This window comes from Bradyrhizobium sp. UFLA06-24 (assembly GCF_054967145.1).
This window is the reverse complement of sequence record NZ_JADFUE010000006.1, coordinates 124,935-143,450: the sequence shown is the minus strand read 5'-3', so window position 1 is coordinate 143,450 and position 18,516 is coordinate 124,935. Positions and strand designations below refer to the sequence as shown.

The 18,516-nt window shown below is 64.4% G+C and carries 20 protein-coding genes; 14 read left to right on the top strand and 6 right to left on the bottom strand.

All coding sequences use genetic code 11. The features are described 5' to 3' along the window. The first annotated feature begins 10 nt into the window (after nt 1-10). The 5 genes from IF809_RS08040 to IF809_RS08020 all read left to right on the top strand — a co-directional run bounded on the left by IF809_RS08040 (nt 11) and on the right by IF809_RS08020 (nt 4,523). Entirely contained in the window at nt 11-1,063 is a 1,053-nt protein-coding gene (locus tag IF809_RS08040) for a CobW family GTP-binding protein (protein ID WP_128968537.1), read from the top strand. Beyond that, on the top strand, nt 1,063-2,082 hold the full coding sequence (locus IF809_RS08035; protein WP_164938905.1) for a WD40 repeat domain-containing protein: 1,020 nt from the start codon (nt 1,063-1,065) through the stop codon (nt 2,080-2,082). The genes IF809_RS08040 and IF809_RS08035 overlap by 1 nt, the downstream gene beginning before the upstream one ends. Nucleotides 2,083-2,112: 30 nt before the next feature. Further along, entirely contained in the window at nt 2,113-2,829 is a 717-nt protein-coding gene (locus IF809_RS08030) for an MgtC/SapB family protein (RefSeq protein ID WP_462837302.1), read from the top strand. A 101-nt stretch (nt 2,830-2,930) separates the two neighbouring features. Further along, complete coding sequence (locus IF809_RS08025; protein ID WP_164939070.1) at nt 2,931-3,269, top strand: hypothetical protein; 339 nt, start codon at nt 2,931-2,933, stop codon at nt 3,267-3,269. A 69-nt stretch (nt 3,270-3,338) separates the two neighbouring features. Beyond that, entirely contained in the window at nt 3,339-4,523 is a 1,185-nt protein-coding gene (locus tag IF809_RS08020; protein ID WP_462837301.1) for a cytochrome P450, read from the top strand. A 247-nt stretch (nt 4,524-4,770) separates the two neighbouring features. Here IF809_RS08020 and IF809_RS08015 read toward each other — a convergent pair whose 3' ends face one another. From IF809_RS08015 to IF809_RS08000, 4 genes are all read right to left on the bottom strand, one after another. Continuing rightward, on the bottom strand, nt 4,771-6,213 hold the full coding sequence (locus tag IF809_RS08015; protein ID WP_462837300.1) for a homospermidine synthase: 1,443 nt from the start codon (nt 6,211-6,213) through the stop codon (nt 4,771-4,773). 64 nt (nt 6,214-6,277) lie between these two features. Then, entirely contained in the window at nt 6,278-6,667 is a 390-nt protein-coding gene (locus IF809_RS08010) for a RidA family protein (protein ID WP_462837299.1), read from the bottom strand. Nucleotides 6,668-6,815: 148 nt separating this feature from the next. Continuing rightward, the gene (locus IF809_RS08005; RefSeq protein ID WP_128968531.1) at nt 6,816-7,403 is read right to left on the bottom strand and encodes a GNAT family N-acetyltransferase; all 588 of its coding nucleotides are present in this window, start codon (nt 7,401-7,403) and stop codon (nt 6,816-6,818) included. 131 nt (nt 7,404-7,534) lie between these two features. Then, a complete protein-coding gene (locus tag IF809_RS08000; RefSeq protein ID WP_462837298.1) occupies nt 7,535-8,677 on the bottom strand; it encodes a type III PLP-dependent enzyme in 1,143 nt (380 codons plus the stop codon). Between IF809_RS08000 and IF809_RS07995 the strand changes: the two genes are divergently transcribed. After that, the gene (locus tag IF809_RS07995) at nt 8,676-8,864 is read left to right on the top strand and encodes a hypothetical protein (protein WP_164938904.1); all 189 of its coding nucleotides are present in this window, start codon (nt 8,676-8,678) and stop codon (nt 8,862-8,864) included. The two genes, IF809_RS08000 and IF809_RS07995, sit on opposite strands and share 2 nt — an antisense overlap. Before the next feature lie 499 nt (nt 8,865-9,363). On the opposite strand, the gene IF809_RS07990 is transcribed toward IF809_RS07995, so the two are convergent. Beyond that, nucleotides 9,364-9,618 (bottom strand): hypothetical protein, encoded by a 255-nt coding sequence (locus IF809_RS07990; RefSeq protein ID WP_462837297.1) that lies wholly within the window; start codon nt 9,616-9,618, stop codon nt 9,364-9,366. A 135-nt stretch (nt 9,619-9,753) separates the two neighbouring features. On the opposite strand from IF809_RS07990, the gene IF809_RS07985 reads away from it, so the two are divergent. From IF809_RS07985 to IF809_RS07975, 3 genes are read left to right on the top strand one after another with little or no spacing between them, the layout of a single operon-like run. Then, on the top strand, nt 9,754-11,835 hold the full coding sequence (locus IF809_RS07985; protein ID WP_462837296.1) for a M3 family metallopeptidase: 2,082 nt from the start codon (nt 9,754-9,756) through the stop codon (nt 11,833-11,835). A 5-nt stretch (nt 11,836-11,840) separates the two neighbouring features. Next, entirely contained in the window at nt 11,841-12,473 is a 633-nt protein-coding gene (locus IF809_RS07980; RefSeq protein ID WP_128968527.1) for a DUF1007 family protein, read from the top strand. Continuing rightward, nucleotides 12,470-13,579, top strand: coding sequence for a nickel/cobalt transporter (locus IF809_RS07975; RefSeq protein ID WP_462837295.1), 1,110 nt, complete (start codon nt 12,470-12,472; stop codon nt 13,577-13,579). The genes IF809_RS07980 and IF809_RS07975 overlap by 4 nt, the downstream gene beginning before the upstream one ends. 23 nt (nt 13,580-13,602) lie before the next feature. Here the strand turns inward: IF809_RS07975 and IF809_RS07970 are convergent, their stop codons facing one another. Continuing rightward, nucleotides 13,603-14,001 carry an MAPEG family protein gene (locus IF809_RS07970; protein ID WP_453993450.1) on the bottom strand — a complete coding sequence of 133 codons (399 nt, stop codon included), beginning with the start codon at nt 13,999-14,001 and terminating at the stop codon, nt 13,603-13,605. Between the two features lie 80 nt (nt 14,002-14,081). Here IF809_RS07970 and hemH point away from each other — a divergent pair, with 80 nt between their 5' ends. The 5 genes from hemH to IF809_RS07945 all read left to right on the top strand — a co-directional run bounded on the left by hemH (nt 14,082) and on the right by IF809_RS07945 (nt 18,470). After that, nucleotides 14,082-15,119, top strand: a complete 1,038-nt coding sequence (gene hemH, locus IF809_RS07965) for a ferrochelatase (RefSeq protein ID WP_128968524.1) — start codon at nt 14,082-14,084, stop codon at nt 15,117-15,119. Nucleotides 15,120-15,129: 10 nt separating this feature from the next. Then, on the top strand, nt 15,130-16,095 hold the full coding sequence (locus IF809_RS07960; RefSeq protein WP_462837294.1) for an ABC transporter substrate-binding protein: 966 nt from the start codon (nt 15,130-15,132) through the stop codon (nt 16,093-16,095). Nucleotides 16,096-16,147: 52 nt separating this feature from the next. Next, nucleotides 16,148-16,771 (top strand): DsbA family protein, encoded by a 624-nt coding sequence (locus IF809_RS07955; RefSeq protein WP_462837293.1) that lies wholly within the window; start codon nt 16,148-16,150, stop codon nt 16,769-16,771. Between the two features lie 226 nt (nt 16,772-16,997). After that, a complete protein-coding gene (locus tag IF809_RS07950) occupies nt 16,998-18,002 on the top strand; it encodes an SPFH domain-containing protein (protein WP_128968521.1) in 1,005 nt (334 codons plus the stop codon). A gap of 24 nt (nt 18,003-18,026) precedes the next feature. Beyond that, complete coding sequence (locus tag IF809_RS07945) at nt 18,027-18,470, top strand: NfeD family protein (RefSeq protein ID WP_462837292.1); 444 nt, start codon at nt 18,027-18,029, stop codon at nt 18,468-18,470. Nucleotides 18,471-18,516: the final 46 nt, after the last annotated feature.

Here is an 18,516-nt window from a genome sequence, read left to right as displayed (position 1 = left end):
CGGAGTTGTTATGTCTGAAGCGACCGCCTCCAAAATTCCCGTGACCGTCCTGACCGGCTATCTCGGTGCCGGCAAGACCACGCTGCTCAACCGCATCCTGTCGGAAAATCACGGCAAGAAATACGCCGTCATCGTCAACGAATTCGGCGAGATCGGCATCGATAACGACCTCATCATCGGCGCCGATGAGGAAGTGTTCGAGATGAACAATGGCTGCATCTGCTGCACCGTGCGCGGCGACCTCGTTCGCATCATGGACGGGCTGATGAAGCGCAAGGGCAAGTTCGACGCCATCATCGTCGAGACCACCGGCCTTGCCGATCCCGCGCCGGTCGCCCAGACCTTCTTCGTCGACGAGGACGTGCAGAAGAACGCCCGGCTCGATGCGGTGGTCACGGTTGCCGACGCCAAATGGCTGTCGGACCGGCTCAAGGATGCGCCCGAGGCCAAGAACCAGATCGCCTTTGCCGACGTCATCGTTCTGAACAAGACGGATCTCGTCAACAAGGGCGAGCTTGCCGAGGTCGAGGCCCGCATCCGCGGCATCAATCCCTATGCCAAGCTGCATCGCACCGAGCGCTGCTCGGTGGCGCTGGCCGACGTGCTCGACCGCGGCGCGTTCGATCTCGATCGCATCCTCGATATCGAGCCTGATTTCCTCGAAGCCGACGATCATGACCACGACCATGATCATCACCACCATCATGGTCATGACCATCATCACGATCATGACCACGGCCACGGCCTGAAGCACTATCACGACGAGGACATGCAGTCGCTCTCGCTCAAGACCGACAAGCCGCTCGATCCCAACGTGTTCATGCCCTGGCTGCAGAACCTGGTGCAGGTCGAGGGCGGCAAGATACTGCGCTCCAAGGGCATCCTCGCCTTCCACGACGACGACGACCGCTACGTCTTCCAGGGCGTCCATATGATGCTGGAGGGCAACCACCAGCGGAAGTGGAAAGAGGGCGAGAAGCGCGAGAGCCGCCTCGTCTTCATCGGCCGCGAACTGCCGGAAAAGGCCATTCGCGAGGGCTTCGAGAGCTGCATCGTCTCGTGATGAAAGAGTTCACGCCGCCCCCCGATTCCGCCTCGATCGTCTCCGTCACCGACCGCGTCAAGCCGGTTACGCTCGGCATGGCCGTGACCTCGGTGCATTTTCTCGGGCCCCGCGCCGCCTTCGTCGGCGGCGAGGAGAATGTCGCGCTCGTCGACATCGCCGGTGAGATCACCACGGTCGCCGTGCACAGTGGCGGCATTCTTTCGACCGCTTCCGACGGCAAGCGCATCATCATGGGCGGCGACAACGGCAAGGTCGTCGCGCTCGACGCCAAGGGCGAGGTGACGCTGCTCGCCACCGATCCCAAGCGGCGCTGGATCGATGCGGTGGCGCTGCACGCCGATGGCGCCTTCGCCTGGTCGGCCGGCAAGATCGCAACCGTCAAGAGCGGCAAGAACGAGGAGAAGTCGCTCGAGGTGCCCTCGACCGTCGGCGGGCTCGCGTTCGCGCCCAAGGGTCTGCGGCTCGCGATCGCGCATTACAACGGCGCCACGCTGTGGTTTCCGAACATGGAGGGATCGGCCGAGTTCCTGCCCTGGGCCGGCTCGCATCACGGCGTCACCTTCAGCCCGGACAACAAATTCCTGGTCACTGCGATGCACGAGCCGGCGCTGCATGGCTGGCGGCTCGCCGACAACAGGCACATGCGCATGACCGGCTATCCCGGCCGCGTCCGCTCGATGTCCTGGAGCGCGGGCGGCAAGGGGCTCGCGACCTCGGGCGCCGACACCGTCATCATCTGGCCGTTCGCCAGCAAGGACGGCCCGATGGGCAAGGAGCCCGCGATGCTCGCGCCGCTGCAGGCGCGCGTGTCGGTGGTCGCCTGCCATCCGAAGAACGACATCCTCGCCGCCGGCTATAGCGACGGCACGGTGCTGATGGTGCGGCTGGAGGACGGCGCCGAGATCCTGGTCCGCCGCAACGGCACCCCGCCGGTGGCCGCGATCGCCTGGAACGCCAAGGGCACACTGCTCGCATTCGCGGACGAAAATGGGGACGGCGGCCTCCTGGAGCTTTGATCTGTCATGGTTCCCGCCGTATAGGGGCCCATGCGATTTCTCACGACCTTCCAGCTCGCCGACTTCGCCGACACGCTGGTCAGCCTGATCACGGCCTTTGTGCTGGGCACGCTGATCGGGGCCGAGCGGCAATACCGCCAGCGCACCGCGGGCCTGCGCACCAACGTTCTGGTCGCGGTCGGAGCGGCCGCCTTCGTCGATCTTGCGATGCATCTGGATGGGGCGGACGGTGCTGTCAGGGTGATCGCCTATGTCGTCTCCGGCATCGGCTTTCTCGGCGCCGGCGTCATCATGAAGCAGGGCATGGACGTGCGCGGCCTCAACACCGCGGCAACGCTATGGGCCTCGGCGGCGGTCGGCTCCTGCGCCGGCGCCGACATGGTCGCGCAGGCAGCCGCGCTCACCGTCTTCGTCATCGCCGGCAATACGCTGCTGCGCCCGCTGGTCAACGCCATCAACCGCATTCCGCTGGACGAGAAGGCGCTGGAGGCCACCTATTACTTCAAGCTCGCGGTCGCGACCGACGCGCTACCCGACATGCGCGACCGTCTCGTCGACAAGCTCGAAGCGGCGAAATATGCGGTTGCCGATATCGAGGTGGTCGAGATCGGCGACGACCTGCTGGAGATCGTCGCCAAGCTGGTGGCCAGCGCGGTCGACCCGAAAGAGCTGAACGCCGTGGCGACCGATTTGCAGCACCTGCCGGGCGTGCGGCATGCCACATGGGAAGTCAGTACGACCGAGTGAACGCCGCCTTCTGGCGCCCAACTGAGGAGTTCCCGCTTCGGCGGGTTCGGAACCGCCGCCCGGGCAATTCGTTGATTCCCCTGATGAAGGCGGTGATCGACATGCCCGGCCAGAACAACAACCGAAACCTGAAGCTAGATCTCATGATCGCCTGTTCGCTGTTCGCAGCAGGCGTCGTGGTGTCGGTGATGTCACTTGCGCAAATCCGCGCCGAAAGCCGGATGGAGCTGGCACAGGCGACACAGCCGCTCCAGGGCACCCCGTCCAACGATCAGGACAAGACGCCCGCGGAGGCAAAGCCCGGCGGCGAGCGTCCAACCACGCCGGCCCCCGAGCCGGCGCGCCCCGATCCGCAAACGCAGGGTGCCGCCGGCGCGGCCAAGCCTGCGCTGCCGCCCGCCCCGGCCGAGAAAGTGGCGCCGCCGATCCAGCAGAAGTAGCAGGCATCACGCTGCGCCCCGGTGTATGATCCAACAATGGCAACCGTCCTGCAGCCACAGGATCACCCCATGCCCACCGCGAGTCTGGCGCCCCTTGACGAGACCATTTCGATCGCGGAGCTCACGCGCGATCCCTATCCGATCTACAGGCGGCTGAGGCGCGAAGCGCCCGTGCTCCGCGTCAAATCCGTCGGCCGCACCTTCCTCACCAAGGCTGCTGACACCAAGCTCGTCAAGGACAACGCCGCGCTGTTCAGCTCCGATGATCCGAACACGCCCATGAAGCGCGCCTTCCTGGCCCACACGCTGATGCGCAAGGACCATGCCGAGCACCGGAGCGAACGGATGGCGATGATGCCGGCTCTGATGCCGAAGACCATCGAGGCCGTCTGGGCGCCGCTCTATGCGAAACTGGCTGGCGAATATCTCGAACGGCTGCCCCGCGGCGAGGTGGTTGATCTGTTCCCCACGCTCGCGGGACCGCTCGCCGCGCGGATTCTGGCGCATGTCATGGGCGTTCCGGACGCAAGCGATCAGGATATGCAGCGATGGTCCCAGACCCTGATCGACGGCGCCGGCAATTTCGGCTGGACGCCGGGGCCCTTCGAAGCAACCGATCTCGCCAATGCGCAGATGGATGAATGTATCCGCGCCAATGTCGAACGCGTTCGCGCCGAGCCGGATTCCTCCGCGCTGTCCTTCATGGCGAATGCGACCAATCCGATTCCGGAAAGCCAGATGATCGCCAACGTCAAGATCGCGATCGGGGGCGGTATCAACGAACCGCGTGATGCGCTGCTGACGATCCTCTACGGCTTGCTGACGAACCCGGACCAGCTCGAAGCAGTCCAGGAAGGCGACCAATGGCGATCCGCTTTCGAGGAAGGCGTCCGCTGGGTTGCGCCGATCCAGGCGAGCTCGCGGCTCGTCATGGAAGACACCGAGATCCGGGGCTGCTTCATTCCGAAGGGCGACACAGTGATGACGATACAGGCGTCCGCGAACCGGGACGAGGAGGTCTTCGAGGACGGCGAGCACTTCAACGCCTTGCGCGAGCCCAATCCTCATCAGGCCTTCGGCAACGGCCCGCATCACTGTGCGGGCGCGCATTTGTCGCGGCGCACGGTCGGCGCCATCCTTCTCCCGATGCTGTTCGAGCGCTTCCCCCGCATGACCTTGCCTGATCCCGCGAGCGTTCGCTGGCACGGGTTCGGTTTCCGCGGCCCGCTCAATCTGCCGGTCCTTCTGCAGTAGCGGCTGCCGGGACGAAGGCGTTCCGACTGGATCCCACCGGCACCATCGGTGACGACGCCTCCGCATGATGAGCATGCCATCTTGCCGCTGTTTTGCCCGACGCGTCAAGTGAACTTTGGAAAAACAGAAATAGCCGGGCCGCGGCTACTGTGCATGGGGTTGTTTTCGAGTTTTTGATGTCGAGGCCGCCTGTCATTCCGGTCCGCGCGAAGCGCGAACCCGGAATGACGGACGGAGAGGGCTCGCCCTACCGCACCAGAATGTTCTTGAACTGCCAGGGGTCGCTGGTGTCGATGTCCTCCGGGAACAGTCCCGGGCGATCCGTCAGCGGCGTCCAGTCGGTGTAGAAGCCCTTCACCGGTCCGAGATACGGCAACTGGATTTCCAAGAGACGATCGAAATCCATCTCGTCGGCTTCGACGATGCCTTCGTTCGGGTTTTCCAGCGCCCACACCATGCCGCCGAGCACGGCGGAGGTCACCTGCAGGCCGGTGGCGTTCTGATAGGGCGCGAGCTTGCGGGTCTCTTCGATGGAGAGCTGCGAGCCGTACCAATAGGCGTTCTTGTCGTGGCCGAACAACAGCACGCCGAGTTCGTCGATGCCGTCGACGATCTCGTTCTCGTCGAGGATGTGGTGCTTCTCCTGCATCTTCGCGGCGCGGCCGAACATCTCGTGCAGCGACAGCACGGCATCGTCGGCCGGGTGATAGGCGTAGTGGCAGGTCGGCCGATAGACCGCCTTGCCCGATGCGTCGCGCACCGTGAAGTAATCGGCGATCGAGATCGACTCGTTGTGCGTGACGAGGAAGCCGTATTGCGCGCCGCGGGTCGGGCACCAGGTGCGCACGCGCGTGTTGGCGCCGGGCTGCATCAGATAGATCGCGGCGCCGCAGCCGGCTTCGTGGGTGTGCGCATTTTCCGGCATCCACTTCTCATGCGTGCCCCAGCCGAGCTCGGACGGCTGCACGCCTTCCGACAGGAAGCCTTCCACCGACCAGGTGTTGACGAAAACGTCGGGCTCCTTCGGCTTCTTCGAGCGCTGGGTGTCGCGTTCGGCGATGTGGATGCCCTTGATGCCGGCCTGCCGCATCAGATCCGCCCATTCGGCCTTGGTCTTCGGCCTGGGCGCATTGAGCTTCAGGTCGGCCGCGACGTTGAGCAGCGCCTGCTTGACGAAGAAGGAGACCATGCCGGGATTGGCGCCGCAGCAGGACACGGCGGTCGTCGAGCCCTTCGGCCGCGCCTTCTTGGCTGCCAGCGTCACTTCGCGAAGCGCATAGTTCGAGCGCGCTTCCGGGCCCTTGGATGCATCGAAATAGAAGCCGAGCCAGGGCTCGTTGACGGTGTCGATATAGAGCGCGCCGAGCTCGTTGCAGAGCTCCATGATGTCGGTCGAACCGGTGTCGACGGAGAGATTGACGCAAAAGCCCTGGCCGCCGCCTTCGGTAAGCAGCGGGGTCAGCACCTCGCGATAATTGTCCTTGGTCAGGCCCTTCTGGATGAAGCGGACGTTGTGCTTCTCGCAAAGCGCCCTGCGGCCCTCGTCCTTGGGATCGAGCACGGTGATGCGCGACTTGTCGTAATCCAGATGCCGCTCGATCAGCGGCAGCGTGCCTTTGCCGATGGAGCCGAAGCCGACCATGACGATGGGGCCGGTGATCTTGGCGTAGATCTGCGAGGGAAGGCTCATGGAATCGTTTCTCCGGAACGTGCTGTCGGACAAAATGAACGTGGATCAGGCGCTGCGGCGCTTGTTAGATGCTGCGGCGCTTGGCGGTGACTTCGATCTCGACCTTCATCTCGGGCTTGGCGAGGGCGCTGACGACCAGCAAGGTCGCAGCGGGCCTGATGTCACCCAGCACCTCGCCGCAGACGGCGAAATGGGCATCGATGTCACTGGCGTCGGTGACGTAGTAGGTCGCCCGGACGATATCGGCCATCTCGAAGCCGCCCTCCTTCAGGGCGGCTTCAATGGTCTTGAAGCAGTTGCGTGACTGGCTCGTGACATCTGATGGCATCGTCATCGTGGTGTAGTCATAACCGGTGGTTCCCGCCACGAAGGCGAACTCGCCTTCGATCACGGCGCGGCTGTAGCCGACGGTCTTCTCGAGCGGGGAGCCGGTGGAAATTAGGCGACGGGACATGGCTTTCGGCCTCGACTGAAAAGGGGGATTTCGTGGGGTTAAACGGCGTTTCCGGGGCTCACGCAACCCCAAAGGAACAGGCTTATCGTAGGCGCGGCCCGGCGTTGCCGCGCGCCGCGGCCTTGGTCGTCGCCATCACGGCAATCCCTTAGGCCGCGTGCGCCTGGAGGGCGCGAACCGACCTCCGTTTGGCGAGCGCCGCGCCGGTCGGGACGATCATCCCTTCCGCTCCATCCAGCACACCCGCCTGGAATTCGATCGCCAGCAAGCGGTCGCGCTCGAACGGGCCGGGGAGCACCAGCGCGCCGGTCTTCTCGGCGGAGAAGCCGAAGCGCGCGTAATAGGGCGCATCGCCGAGCAGGATGACGGCTTCGTGCCCGCGCGCCCGGGCGGCGGCCAGCGCTTGATGCATCAGCGCGGCGCCGATCCCGAGCTCGCGGCAGGCAGGATCCACCGCCAGTGGTCCGAGGACCAGGGCGGGCCTGCCTCCGGCGCTGACGTGCCACAGCCGCACGGTTCCCACGAGCTTGCCCTCGCGCACCGCCGACAGGGCAAGGCCTGCGGCAGGTGCACGTCCGTCGCGCAGGCGCTGGCAGGTGCGGCCGTGGCGGTTCTCGCCAAAGCAGGCATCGAGCAGCGTTTCACGCATCGCGACGTCGGCAGCGCGTTCGCTGCGAATTGCGAACGGAGCGGCTTTCGAGGTGAGGGCGAACTTTGGCTTCCGAAAAGCGGTCATGGCGCGTCAGTCCCCGCTTGGACCGGCGTGCGCGCAGCACGCCACTCCAAGGCGTCGTCAGAAATCAGAGATGTCAGGGAGGAGCCGGCAAGCCGGCTCCCGGGTTCGTCAAGCCCCGAAAGAGAGGCGGATCAGATATGATACGTCTTCAGCGGCGGAATGCCGTTGAACGCCACCGACGAATAGGTCGACGTATAGGCCCCGGTGCCTTCGATCAGCACCTTGTCGCCGATCTCGAGCGTCACGGGGAGCGGATACGGGTTCTTCTCGTACAGCACGTCGGCGCTGTCGCAGGTCGGACCTGCCAGCACGCACGGCGTCATGTCCGCGCCGTCGTGACGGGTGCGGATGGCGTAACGGATCGACTCGTCCATCGTCTCGGCGAGGCCGCCGAACTTGCCGATGTCCAGGTAAACCCAGCGCACCTCGTCCTCGTCGCTCTTCTTCGAGATGAGCACGACCTCGGATTCGATGATGCCGGCGTTGCCCACCATGCCGCGGCCCGGCTCGATGATCGTCTCCGGAATCTGATTGCCGAAGTGCTTGCGCAGCGCGCGGAAGATCGAGCGGCCGTAGGTCACGACCGGCGGCACGTCCTTCAGGTACTTGGTCGGGAAGCCGCCGCCCATGTTGACCATGGACAGGTTGATGCCGCGCTCGGCGCAGTCGCGGAACACCTGCGAGGCCATCGCCAGCGCACGGTCCCACGCCTTCACCTTGCGCTGCTGCGAGCCGACATGGAAGGAAATGCCGCACGGCTCGAGGCGAAGACGCTTGGCGGCGTCGAGCACCTCGACGGCCATTTCCGGGTCGCAGCCGAACTTGCGAGACAGCGGCCATTCGGCGCCGGCGCAGTCATAGAGGATGCGGCAGAACACCTTCGCGCCGGGAGCGGCGCGGGCGATCTTCTCGACCTCGGCGACGCAGTCGACCGCGAACAGGCGGATGCCGAGCGCGAACGCGCGCGCGATGTCGCGCTCCTTCTTGATCGTGTTGCCGAAGGAGATGCGTTCGGGCGTCGCGCCGGCGGCCAGCGCCATCTCGATCTCGGCGACCGTCGCGGTGTCGAAGCAGGAGCCCATGGAGGCCAGCAGCGCCAGCACCTCAGGCGCCGGGTTCGCCTTGACGGCGTAGAACACGCGGCTGTCGGGCAGCGCCTTGGCGAAGGTCTGGTAATTGTCGCGCACGACCTCGAGGTCGACGACGAGGCACGGCTCGGTGTCGAGGCCATCCTTGCGGCGGTTGCGCAGGAATTCCTGGATACGTTCGGTCATGGCACTCTCCAACGGTCCCAGCGACGGGATCCGCATCAACGTGACGTCGGATAAGAGCGCTTCGGCCACATCGCGCGATGGAGGCGCGCTGAGGCCAAAAAACTCAAACCAGACTGTGCTGCCGTGGATTGGTTGGGAGAGTTTCCCGCCCGCTCACCTGGCAATGAAGGACAAGCCTTTTCAGTAGCCCGCGCCGGCGGTGGAATGCCGGTAGAGACCAAAAAAGCCCGATCCGTCGTTGCTTTAAGTCGCGTCCCCCGTTGAGAGCGGGGTGCGCCGGTTCGCCTCCGGCTGCCAGTCACGGTTGCAAAGAGCGAAGTCACCTTCGACAAGGCATCTCTTTGAGAGAGATGCTGGGCGCTCCGGGTTTGCTTCGTCTTCGGACCTCTGGGTCTGGCGACCTTCGGCCTTTGACTTCCGCACTTCCGAAGAGCCCCTCGGCTTCTTCACCCCTTGGCGGCTGTCCGGCCTCTTGTCCGGATACCTACCGACTGACACACGACCACAGGCACGTGCGAAATTGGGCAAGAGCGCACATAAGCGTTTTGACTCTGCTTCGCAAGAATTTTTTTAGGCTGCGAACAGAATTGCCTAACATCTGCTTGCGCAGTGTTGCGCGAGCGACGCGGAAGATGAACGGGCGTTAAGTTTTGAGCCTCGCGCGCGCTGCTTGTGCGCAAGATGCGTCAGCGGCGCTTGAAGAACGGCTCGACGCGTTGAGCTCCGCGGATGAAGGCCGTCATCACCAGCACGCCAAGTGCGAACAGCACGGCCTGCAGGATGTGCGCGGCCTGGTCGCCGAGCCCGAGCAGAATCGCGAGCGCCCAGCCGCCGGCAAACGCTGCGCCGAACACCTCGGCGCCGATCAGGATGGCGGCGCTGACGACGGTGATGACGCTCGGCCAGACGATCTGACGGGAGGACGAGGAGGGCGCGTTCATGGGCGTTGGGGTCCGGTGTTTCGAGGGCCGCAATCTCCCCGAAAAGGCGGGCGGGAGCAAGGCCAAATGGCCCAAAAAAGCCCGATGGCGTGCTATAGCTGGCCCAACAAATTGCCTCGAAAATCGGGACTTGTGATGTCAGACCCAAGCCAAACTACGGACGCCGAGACCAATCCGCTGCTCAAGGCCTGGGTGACGCCGTTCGCGACCCCGCCGTTCAACGAGATCAAGCCGGAGCACTTCCTGCCCGCCTTCGAACAGGCCTTTGCCGACCATTCCGCCGAGATTGCGGCGATCACCAATGATCCGGCTGCCCCCGACTTCGCCAACACCATCACAGCGCTGGAGCGCTCCGGCAAGCTGCTCAACAAGGTCGCGGCGGTGTTCTACGATCTGGTCTCGGCACATTCCAATCCGGCCATCCTGGAGATCGACAAGGAAGTTTCCTTGCGGATGGCGCGGCACTGGAATCCGATCATGATGAACGCCGTGCTGTTTGGCCGCATCGCGCAGCTGCACGAGAACCGCGCCAATCTGGGTCTCAACCCGGAGCAGCTCCGCCTGCTGGAGCGCACCTATACCCGCTTTCATCGCGCCGGCGCCGGGCTCTCCGACGAGGCCAAGACGCGGATGGCCGAGATCAACGAGAAGCTGGCGCAGCTCGCGACCGGCTTTAGTCATCATCTGCTCGGCGACGAACAGGACTGGTTCCTGGAGCTTGGGGAGGCGGACCGTCAGGGCCTGCCGGATAGCTTCATCGCCGCCGCCAAGGCTGCGGCAGAAGATCGCAACATGGCAGGCAAGGCCATCGTGACGCTGTCACGCTCCTCGGCCGAGCCGTTCCTGAAGAGCTCGGCAAGGCGGGACCTGCGCGAGAAGGTCTACAAGGCCTTCACGGCGCGTGGCGACAACGGCAATGCCAACGACAACAACACGGCGATCGGCGAGATTCTGAAGCTGCGCGAGGAGAGCGCCAAGCTCCTGGGCTACCCGACCTTTGCCGCCTACCGGCTCGAGGATTCCATGGCCAAGACGCCGGACGCGGTGCGCGGCCTCCTGGAGCGGGTCTGGAAGCCGGCCCGGGCCCGGGCGCTCGCCGATCGCGACGAGATGCAGGCGCTGATCACGGAGGAGGGCGGCAACTTCAAGCTCGCGCCCTGGGACTGGCGCTTCTACGCCGAAAAGCTGCGGCTTCAGCGCGCCAATTTCGACGATGCCGCGATCAAGCCCTATCTGACGCTCGACCACATGATCGCGGCTGCCTTCGACTGTGCCACCCGCCTGTTCGGCATCAGCTTCGAGGAGCGCAAGGACGTCCCGGTCTGGCACCCCGACGTTCGGGTCTGGGAGGTGAGGGGCCCCGACGGCAAGCACAAGGCACTGTTCTACGGCGACTACTACGCCCGGCCGTCAAAACGCTCCGGCGCCTGGATGACCTCGCTGCGGGACCAGCAGAAGCTCGACGGCAACATCGCGCCGCTCATCCTCAACGTCTGCAACTTTGCCAAGGGCACCGGCAGCGAACCCTCGCTGCTCTCGCCCGACGATGCCCGCACCCTGTTCCACGAATTCGGCCACGGCCTGCACGGCATGCTGTCCAACGTGACCTATCCCTCGCTGTCGGGTACCTCCGTGTTCACCGACTTTGTCGAGCTGCCCTCCCAGCTCTACGAACACTGGCAGGAGCGGCCCGAGGTGCTGCAGCAATTCGCCCGCCATTACCAGACCGGCGAGCCGCTGCCGGATGACCTGCTCAACCGCTTCCTGGCCGCGCGAAAGTTCAATCAGGGCTTTGCCACCGTCGAGTTCGTGTCCTCGGCGCTGCTCGACCTCGAGTTCCACTCCCAGCCGGCGGCAAACGCTCAGGACGTCCGCGCCTTCGAGAGACGCGAGCTCGAGAAGATCGGCATGCCCGAGGAAATCTCGATGCGGCATCGGCCGACCCAGTTCGGCCACATCTTCTCCGGCGACCACTATGCGGCCGGCTATTACAGCTACATGTGGTCGGAGGTGATGGATGCCGACGCTTTCGGCGCGTTTGAGGAAGCCGGCGACATCTTCGATCCCGCCGTGGCAAAGCGTCTGCACGACGACATCTATTCGAGCGGCGGATCGGTCGATCCGGAAGCGGCCTACGAGGCCTTCCGCGGCCGTCCGCCCGAGCCCGACGCGCTGCTGCGCCGCCGCGGCCTGCTCGACGACGCCAAGGCGGCCTGACCGGCATGCGCGCCCTGCTGGGACTCCTGCTCGTCGCCGCCATGATGCTCGCGTCAGGCGTGGCGCGCGCGCATCCGCATGTCTGGATCACGGCGACCAGCGAACTGCTCTACGCCGAGGACGGCTCGATCACCGGCGTGCGCCATGCCTGGACCTTTGACGACATGTTCTCGGCCTATGCGGTGCAGGGGCTCGAGAACAAGACCAAGGGCGCTTACACCCGCGAGGAACTCGTGCCGCTGGCGCAGACCAACGTCGAGTCCCTGAAGGAATATGCCTACTTCACCTTCGCGAAGGCCGACGGCAAGAAAGAGCGCTTCCAGGAGCCGGTCGATTATTTCCTCGACTACAAGGACTCCGTGCTGACGCTGCATTTCACCCTGCCGCTGAAGAACCCGGTCAAGCCCAAGCAGCTGGTGCTCGAAGTGTTCGACCGCTCCTTCTTCATCGATTTCCAGATGGCCAAGGACAATCCGGTCAAGCTGGTCGGCGCGCCCTCGGCGTGCCAGATGAAGCTCGATCGCCCGAGCGACGGCACCGCGACCGCGCAAAAGCTCAACGAGCAGACCTTCACGGACGGCCCGAACGCCAATTTCGGCATGATGTTCGCCAACAAGATCACGGTGGATTGCCCTTGAAGCCGCATCTGTCGCCCCTCGTGCGCGGGTTGATTGCTTGCACAGCCGTGCTCCTGGTCGTGAGCTCAGCCGATGCCGTGCTTCACGAGGTCTTCGCGCAAAACCCGTTCGGCGCGCCGAAGCCGGCGCAGGCCGCCGAGCCCGAGGCTAGCGGTATCATCGGCTGGCTGCTGGCAAAGCAGTCCGAGTTCTATCGCCAGATGTCGTCTACCATCCGCGCCGCGAAATCCGACGGCTCGGCGGTGTGGACGCTGCTCTTCATCTCGTTTGCCTACGGCATCTTCCATGCGGCCGGGCCCGGGCATGGCAAGGCGGTGATCGCCTCTTATCTGGTCGCCAACCGCGAGACGGCCCGGCGCGGCATCGTGCTGTCGTTCGCCTCGGCGCTCATGCAGTCGCTGGTGGCGATCTTGATCGTCGGCATCTCGGCCTGGATCTTGAACGCCACCGCCAGAACCATGTGCAAGGCGGAGGGCGCGATCGAGATCGCGAGCTATGCTCTGATCGCGCTGTTCGGCCTGCGCCTGGTCTGGATCAAGGGCCGAACCTTCATCCGCGCGCTTCAGGCGACGCAGCCGGTGCCGGCGATCGCGGGCGTGCCACATGACCTCCATGATCACAGCCATCATCACAGCCATCATCATGATGCGCACGATCATCATCATCACGACCACGCGCACGCCCGTCACAACCACGGGCATGATCACGTCCACGACGAGCATTGCGGCCATTCCCATGGACCAATCCCAAGCGAACTCGCCGGCCCCGGGGGCTGGCGCCGCGGCTTTGCCGCGATCCTGACCGTCGGCATCCGCCCCTGCTCGGGGGCGATCCTGGTGCTGGTGTTCGCGCTGGCTCAGGGCCTGTTCTGGGCCGGCATCGCCGCGACCTTCCTGATGGGGCTGGGCACCGCGATCACGGTTGCGGCCATCGCGGTCGTCGCCGTTTCCGCCAAGGACATCGCCGCCCGCCTGAGTGGGGCCAGCGATGGCGGCGGCGCGCTGTTCATGCGCGGCCTCGAACTCGGCGCCGCCGCCCTCGTGCTGCTGTTCGGAGCGGGCCTGTTGTTCGGCTATATCGCGGCCGAGCGGACGACGTGTTTTTAGGCGCCACCTACAATTTTATCAGCTCACGCCGGCAGCAGCCGCTTCAACATCGGCATGAAGAAAATCACCAGATTGATCGCAAAGCCGATGCTCCAGAGGATGGAGCGCAGCGTCGGGCGGTCGCCGAGATAGGTCAGCACATAGGCGATCCGCACGATCAGGAACAGCACCGCGAGCTCGTCGATCAGGCGCTGCGGGGAGTCGCGGAATTCGGCGAGCAGGACGGCGAAAGCGAAGAACGGAAAGGTCTCGATCCCGTTCTGGTGGGCGCCGAGCGCGCGCTGCGCGATGGCGTCCTGATAGAAGGCGGGATCGCGCGGTCGGGAATTGTCGAAGCCGCGAAACCTGATCCATTTGATCGAGGCGATCGTTACGAGATAGAGCAGTAACGCTCCGAGCACGCACCATTCCGCGAGCGTCATCGTTCCTCCCCCGCTGGGAGGACCCTAGCGAAACCGGGCTCATCTTGACAAGTTCGGAGCAACGCGCGACGCAACTGGTTATGACGACCCTAGCCCCCCTCAAGACCGCGAAGCAGGCAACGCCCCCGGCCCAGCCGCGCGTTGGCGTGCTGCTGGTCAATCTCGGCACGCCCGACACCGCCGATGCCGCAGGCGTGCGGGTCTATCTCAAGGAATTCCTGTCGGACGCCCGTGTCATCGAGGACCAGGGACTGATCTGGCAATTGGTGCTGAACGGCATCATCCTGCGCAGCCGCCCGCGCACCAAGGCGCTCGACTACCAGAAGATATGGAACAACGAGAAAAACGAATCGCCGCTGAAGACCATCACGCGCTCGCAAGCCGACAAGCTCGCCGTCGCGCTGTCTGATAGTCCCCATGTCGTGGTGGATTGGGCAATGCGCTACGGCAATCCTTCGATCAAGGCGGGCATGGATGCGCTGATCGCGAAAGGGTGCGAGCGCATCCTGGCGGTTCCGCTCTATCCGCAATATTCCGCCTCGACCTCGGCGACCGTCTGCGACGAGGTGTTCCGTGTGCTCGCCCGCCTGCGGAACCAGCCGACGCTCCGGGTGACGCCGCCTTATTATCAGGACGAGGCCTACATTGAGGCGCTGGCTGTCTCGATCGAGACGCATCTGGCGACACTGCCGTTCCAGCCCGAACTGATCGTCGCTTCCTTCCACGGCATGCCGAAATCCTATGTCGAGAAGGGCGATCCCTATCAGAGCCACTGCATCGCCACGACAGAGGCGCTGCGCCGTCGGCTCGGCATGGATGAAACAAAGCTGCTGCTGACTTTCCAGTCGCGCTTCGGCAATGACGAGTGGCTGCAGCCCTATACCGACAAGACCATGGAGCGGTTGGCAAAGGAAGGCGTGCGCCGCATCGCGGTGGTGACGCCGGGCTTTTCCGCCGACTGCCTCGAGACGTTGGAGGAGATCGCGCAGGAGAATGCCGAGATCTTCAAGCACAATGGCGGCGAGCAATTTTCCGCGATCCCCTGTCTCAACGACAGCGATCCAGGCATGGACGTGATCCGTACGCTGGTGCTGCGCGAGCTTCAGGGCTGGATCTGAGGAGCGCTCCATGAACCGCCGCGACTGTCTGGCGCTTCTTGGGACACTCGCGGTATGGCCGCCCTCCGTGCTGGCGCAGCCGACGGCGCCGCGCCGGCTCGGCGTGCTCTCTGTCACATCAGCCGATGACGTGATCGGCCGGACGGCCCTTGCCGAGGCGCTGGCCGCTCATGGCTGGAAGGATCAAGACAATCTCGAAATCGACTGGCGCAGCGGCGCGGGCGATCGCGCGCGCGTCGCGCAGCTTGCCGATGATTTGATCGCGCGCAAGCCCGATATCCTGCTCGCGCTCGGCACGCCTTCGGTGGAGGAGCTGCGCCGGCGCACCACGACGATCCCGATCGTATTTGCCGTGGTCACCGATCCCGTCAGCCAGGGCTTCGTCCAGAACCTGGCCCATCCCGGCAGCAACATCACAGGCTTCACAGATTACGACGGCCCGCTCGCCGGCAAATGGCTGGAGATGCTGACGCAGGTCACGCCAAAGGTGTCCCGCGTCTTCGTCGTCTACAACCCCGCCACCGCGCCGTTCGCGGCGCTGATGCTGCATACGGTGGAGGAGGCCGCGCGGACGCTGCATGTGACGGTCGAGCCGGCGCCCGTGCATGATGTCGCTTCGATCGCCGCGCTGGCCTCGCGCAAGGATGGCGGCTTCCTGGTGCTGCCGGACTTCTTCGCCATCGCGAACCGCGCGCCGCTGCTGGCGGCGATCGAGCAGGCGCATTTGCCGGCCGTGTTCTGCATCCGCGCCTTTGTCGATGAAGGCGGGTTGATGTCCTACAGCACTGATAGCGCCGAGCAGCTCCGCCGTGCCGCCGGCTATATCGATCGTATCCTCAAGGGAGCGCGGGCGGCGGACCTGCCGGTCCAGAACCCCACCAAGTTCGAGCTGGCCATCAATCTAAAGACAGCCAAGGCGCTAGGTTTCACGCTTTCCCCAAACCTGCTCGCAATCGCGAACGAGGTCATCGAGTAGGATGGCGCATTCTGGAGTTGCAACGACGCTGTGATCTCAGAGATCATGAGCCATGACAGCAAGAATCGACACCTATTACGACTTCAGGTCACCGTACGCTTATTTCGCTGACTACAGGGTCCGCCATACCGATCTCGGCTTGGCGACCAAGGTGGAATGGATCGGCCGCCCGATTTTCATCGACGTGATCCTCAACCTGCAATCCGGCAGAGAGCCATGGGCGCCCTATATCGATACGCTCATCCCGCCGAAGCGGGCTTATCTGATGGCGGACATCCGCCGCATGGCCGCGTTCTATGGCGCACCTTTCAAGCCATCCTGGAAGTGGCCCAACCGGCCAAATCAGATTCCCGCATTGTGCGTTGCATCGCTGCTTTCGGACCGGGTCGAGGAGGTTTTCCGGAGCGCTGTGTTCGACGGTTTGTGGCATGAGCAGCGCGACATTTCCGACCCGGCGGTGTTGAGAGAAGCCGTCGTCCGGGCGGGTGGTGATCCCGCAATCGTCGCGCAGGCAGATGATCCCAACGTTCGCGACGCCTTAACGAGCCGGACCGTGGAGGCTTATGGGAGCGGCGTGTTCGGGACGCCCACTTTCGTCTGGGATGGCGAAATCTTTTTTGGGGCAGATCGGCTCGATGTCCTGGCCTGGAAAGTGAATCGCGCGGCGGGCGGCTGAGAGCTCAGCTTTCGACAGGAGCATGACCCTTAGTCTTTGCCGCTAGGTCTGCGCCTTCACGCTTTCAAGAGCCGTTCGCAAATACATAATCGAGACCATTTCCCCTCCTCGCGTCTTGTGCAGAATGGCGCCGATACCGACGTGAAAAGCGGCTGCTGAACCGCTAGGGTCTTGATCCCGACCAATGGCAGCGCGGGAAAGAGACTTTTCCCGCCTTGGAGGAAAGATGAGCGGTTTCGATATTTTCGCGATTGTTCTGGTATTGCTCGTCATCGTCACGCTGATCGCCGGCGTGAAGACGGTGCCGCAGGGCTATGACTGGACCATCGAGCGGTTCGGCAAATACACGCAGACGCTGAGCCCCGGGCTGAACCTGATCGTGCCCTATTTCGATCGGGTCGGGCGCAAGATCAACATGATGGAGCAGGTGATCGACATCCCCGAGCAGGAGGTCATCACCAAGGACAACGCCACCGTGACGGTGGACGGCGTCGCCTTCTACCAGGTGTTCGACGCGGCGAAGGCGAGCTACGAAGTCGCCAACCTCAACCAGGCGATCACGGTCCTGACCATGACCAACATCCGCTCGGTGATGGGATCGATGGATCTCGACCAAGTGCTATCGCATCGCGACGAGATTAACGAGCGCCTCCTGCGCGTCGTCGACGCGGCCGTCTCGCCCTGGGGCGTCAAGGTCAACCGCATCGAGATCAAGGACATCGTGCCGCCGGCCGACCTCGTCGAGGCCATGGGCCGGCAGATGAAGGCCGAGCGCGTCAAGCGCGCCGACATTCTCGCCGCAGAGGGCCAGCGCCAGTCGGAAATCCTGCGGGCCGAGGGTGCCAAGCAGGGCCAGATCCTCCAGGCAGAAGGCCGTCGCGAGGCCGCCTTTCGCGACGCCGAGGCGCGCGAGCGTCTCGCTGAAGCCGAGGCCAAGGCGACCCAGGCGGTGTCGGAAGCCATTGCCAAGGGCGATGTCGCCGCGCTGAACTACTTCATTGCGGACAAATACATCAAGGCGTTTGGCCAGTTCGCGGATGCGCCGAACCAGAAGATCATCATGCTGCCGATGGAAGCGACCAGCATGCTCGGATCGCTCGCCGGCATCGGCGAAATCGCGAAGGCGACGTTCGGCGAAAGTGCTGCCTCTGCGACCGCCGCCGCGCGCCGCACCGGTTCGGTGCCCCCGACCGGCTCGCCGCCGCCGGCGGTCCCGCCGCGGCAGGGGTAGGGAATAGCGCATGGAGGTCGTGTCATGACGGACATGTTCGTATCGCTCGGCAACTGGAACTGGCTGATCTTCGGCTTCATCTTGATGGCGCTAGAGGTGGTCGCGCCGGGCGTGTTCCTGTTCTGGCTCGGGCTTGCCGCGCTTCTGGTCGGCCTGATTTCGTTCACCGCGGTCATTTCGTGGCAGATCCAGCTGGTGATGTTCGCGGTGTTCGCCGCCGCAGCCGTCCCTGTTTGGCGCCGGCTTGCCCGGCCGAAGCCCGACGCCGGCGCCAGCCCCTTCCTCAACAAGCGTACCGAGGCGCTCCTCGGCCGCGAGTTCACGCTGGAGAAGCCGATCATCGACGGCAACGGCACCGTTCGCATCGGCGATACGGTCTGGCGCGTGGCGGGTCCGGATACGCCCGCAGGGACACGGGTGAAGGTGGTGCAGGTGGATGGGGCAAATTTGACGGTCGCGGCGGCTTGACTTCTTCGCCTCTCCCCGCGTGCGGGGAGAGGCCGATAGTCAAGCG

Excerpts from the sequence above, each read along its gene's own strand:
- IF809_RS08020 (WP_462837301.1), top strand. The coding sequence starts at position 3,339 with ATGCCCACCGCGAGTCTGGCGCCCCTTGACGAGACCATTTCGATCGCG.
- IF809_RS07990 (WP_462837297.1), bottom strand. The coding sequence starts at position 9,618 with ATGAACGCGCCCTCCTCGTCCTCCCGTCAGATCGTCTGGCCGAGCGTC.
- IF809_RS08030 (WP_462837302.1), top strand. The coding sequence starts at position 2,113 with ATGCGATTTCTCACGACCTTCCAGCTCGCCGACTTCGCCGACACGCTG.
- IF809_RS08015 (WP_462837300.1), bottom strand. The coding sequence starts at position 6,213 with ATGAGCCTTCCCTCGCAGATCTACGCCAAGATCACCGGCCCCATCGTC.
- hemH (WP_128968524.1), top strand. The coding sequence starts at position 14,082 with ATGACGACCCTAGCCCCCCTCAAGACCGCGAAGCAGGCAACGCCCCCG.
- IF809_RS07995 (WP_164938904.1), top strand. The coding sequence starts at position 8,676 with ATGGCACTCTCCAACGGTCCCAGCGACGGGATCCGCATCAACGTGACG.
- IF809_RS08010 (WP_462837299.1), bottom strand. The coding sequence starts at position 6,667 with ATGTCCCGTCGCCTAATTTCCACCGGCTCCCCGCTCGAGAAGACCGTC.
- IF809_RS07980 (WP_128968527.1), top strand. The coding sequence starts at position 11,841 with ATGCGCGCCCTGCTGGGACTCCTGCTCGTCGCCGCCATGATGCTCGCG.
- IF809_RS08025 (WP_164939070.1), top strand. The coding sequence starts at position 2,931 with ATGCCCGGCCAGAACAACAACCGAAACCTGAAGCTAGATCTCATGATC.
- IF809_RS08005 (WP_128968531.1), bottom strand. The coding sequence starts at position 7,403 with ATGACCGCTTTTCGGAAGCCAAAGTTCGCCCTCACCTCGAAAGCCGCT.
- IF809_RS07945 (WP_462837292.1), top strand. The coding sequence starts at position 18,027 with ATGACGGACATGTTCGTATCGCTCGGCAACTGGAACTGGCTGATCTTC.
- IF809_RS07985 (WP_462837296.1), top strand. The coding sequence starts at position 9,754 with ATGTCAGACCCAAGCCAAACTACGGACGCCGAGACCAATCCGCTGCTC.
- IF809_RS07955 (WP_462837293.1), top strand. The coding sequence starts at position 16,148 with ATGACAGCAAGAATCGACACCTATTACGACTTCAGGTCACCGTACGCT.
- IF809_RS08040 (WP_128968537.1), top strand. The coding sequence starts at position 11 with ATGTCTGAAGCGACCGCCTCCAAAATTCCCGTGACCGTCCTGACCGGC.
- IF809_RS07960 (WP_462837294.1), top strand. The coding sequence starts at position 15,130 with ATGAACCGCCGCGACTGTCTGGCGCTTCTTGGGACACTCGCGGTATGG.
- IF809_RS07970 (WP_453993450.1), bottom strand. The coding sequence starts at position 14,001 with ATGACGCTCGCGGAATGGTGCGTGCTCGGAGCGTTACTGCTCTATCTC.
- IF809_RS08035 (WP_164938905.1), top strand. The coding sequence starts at position 1,063 with ATGAAAGAGTTCACGCCGCCCCCCGATTCCGCCTCGATCGTCTCCGTC.
- IF809_RS07950 (WP_128968521.1), top strand. The coding sequence starts at position 16,998 with ATGAGCGGTTTCGATATTTTCGCGATTGTTCTGGTATTGCTCGTCATC.
- IF809_RS08000 (WP_462837298.1), bottom strand. The coding sequence starts at position 8,677 with ATGACCGAACGTATCCAGGAATTCCTGCGCAACCGCCGCAAGGATGGC.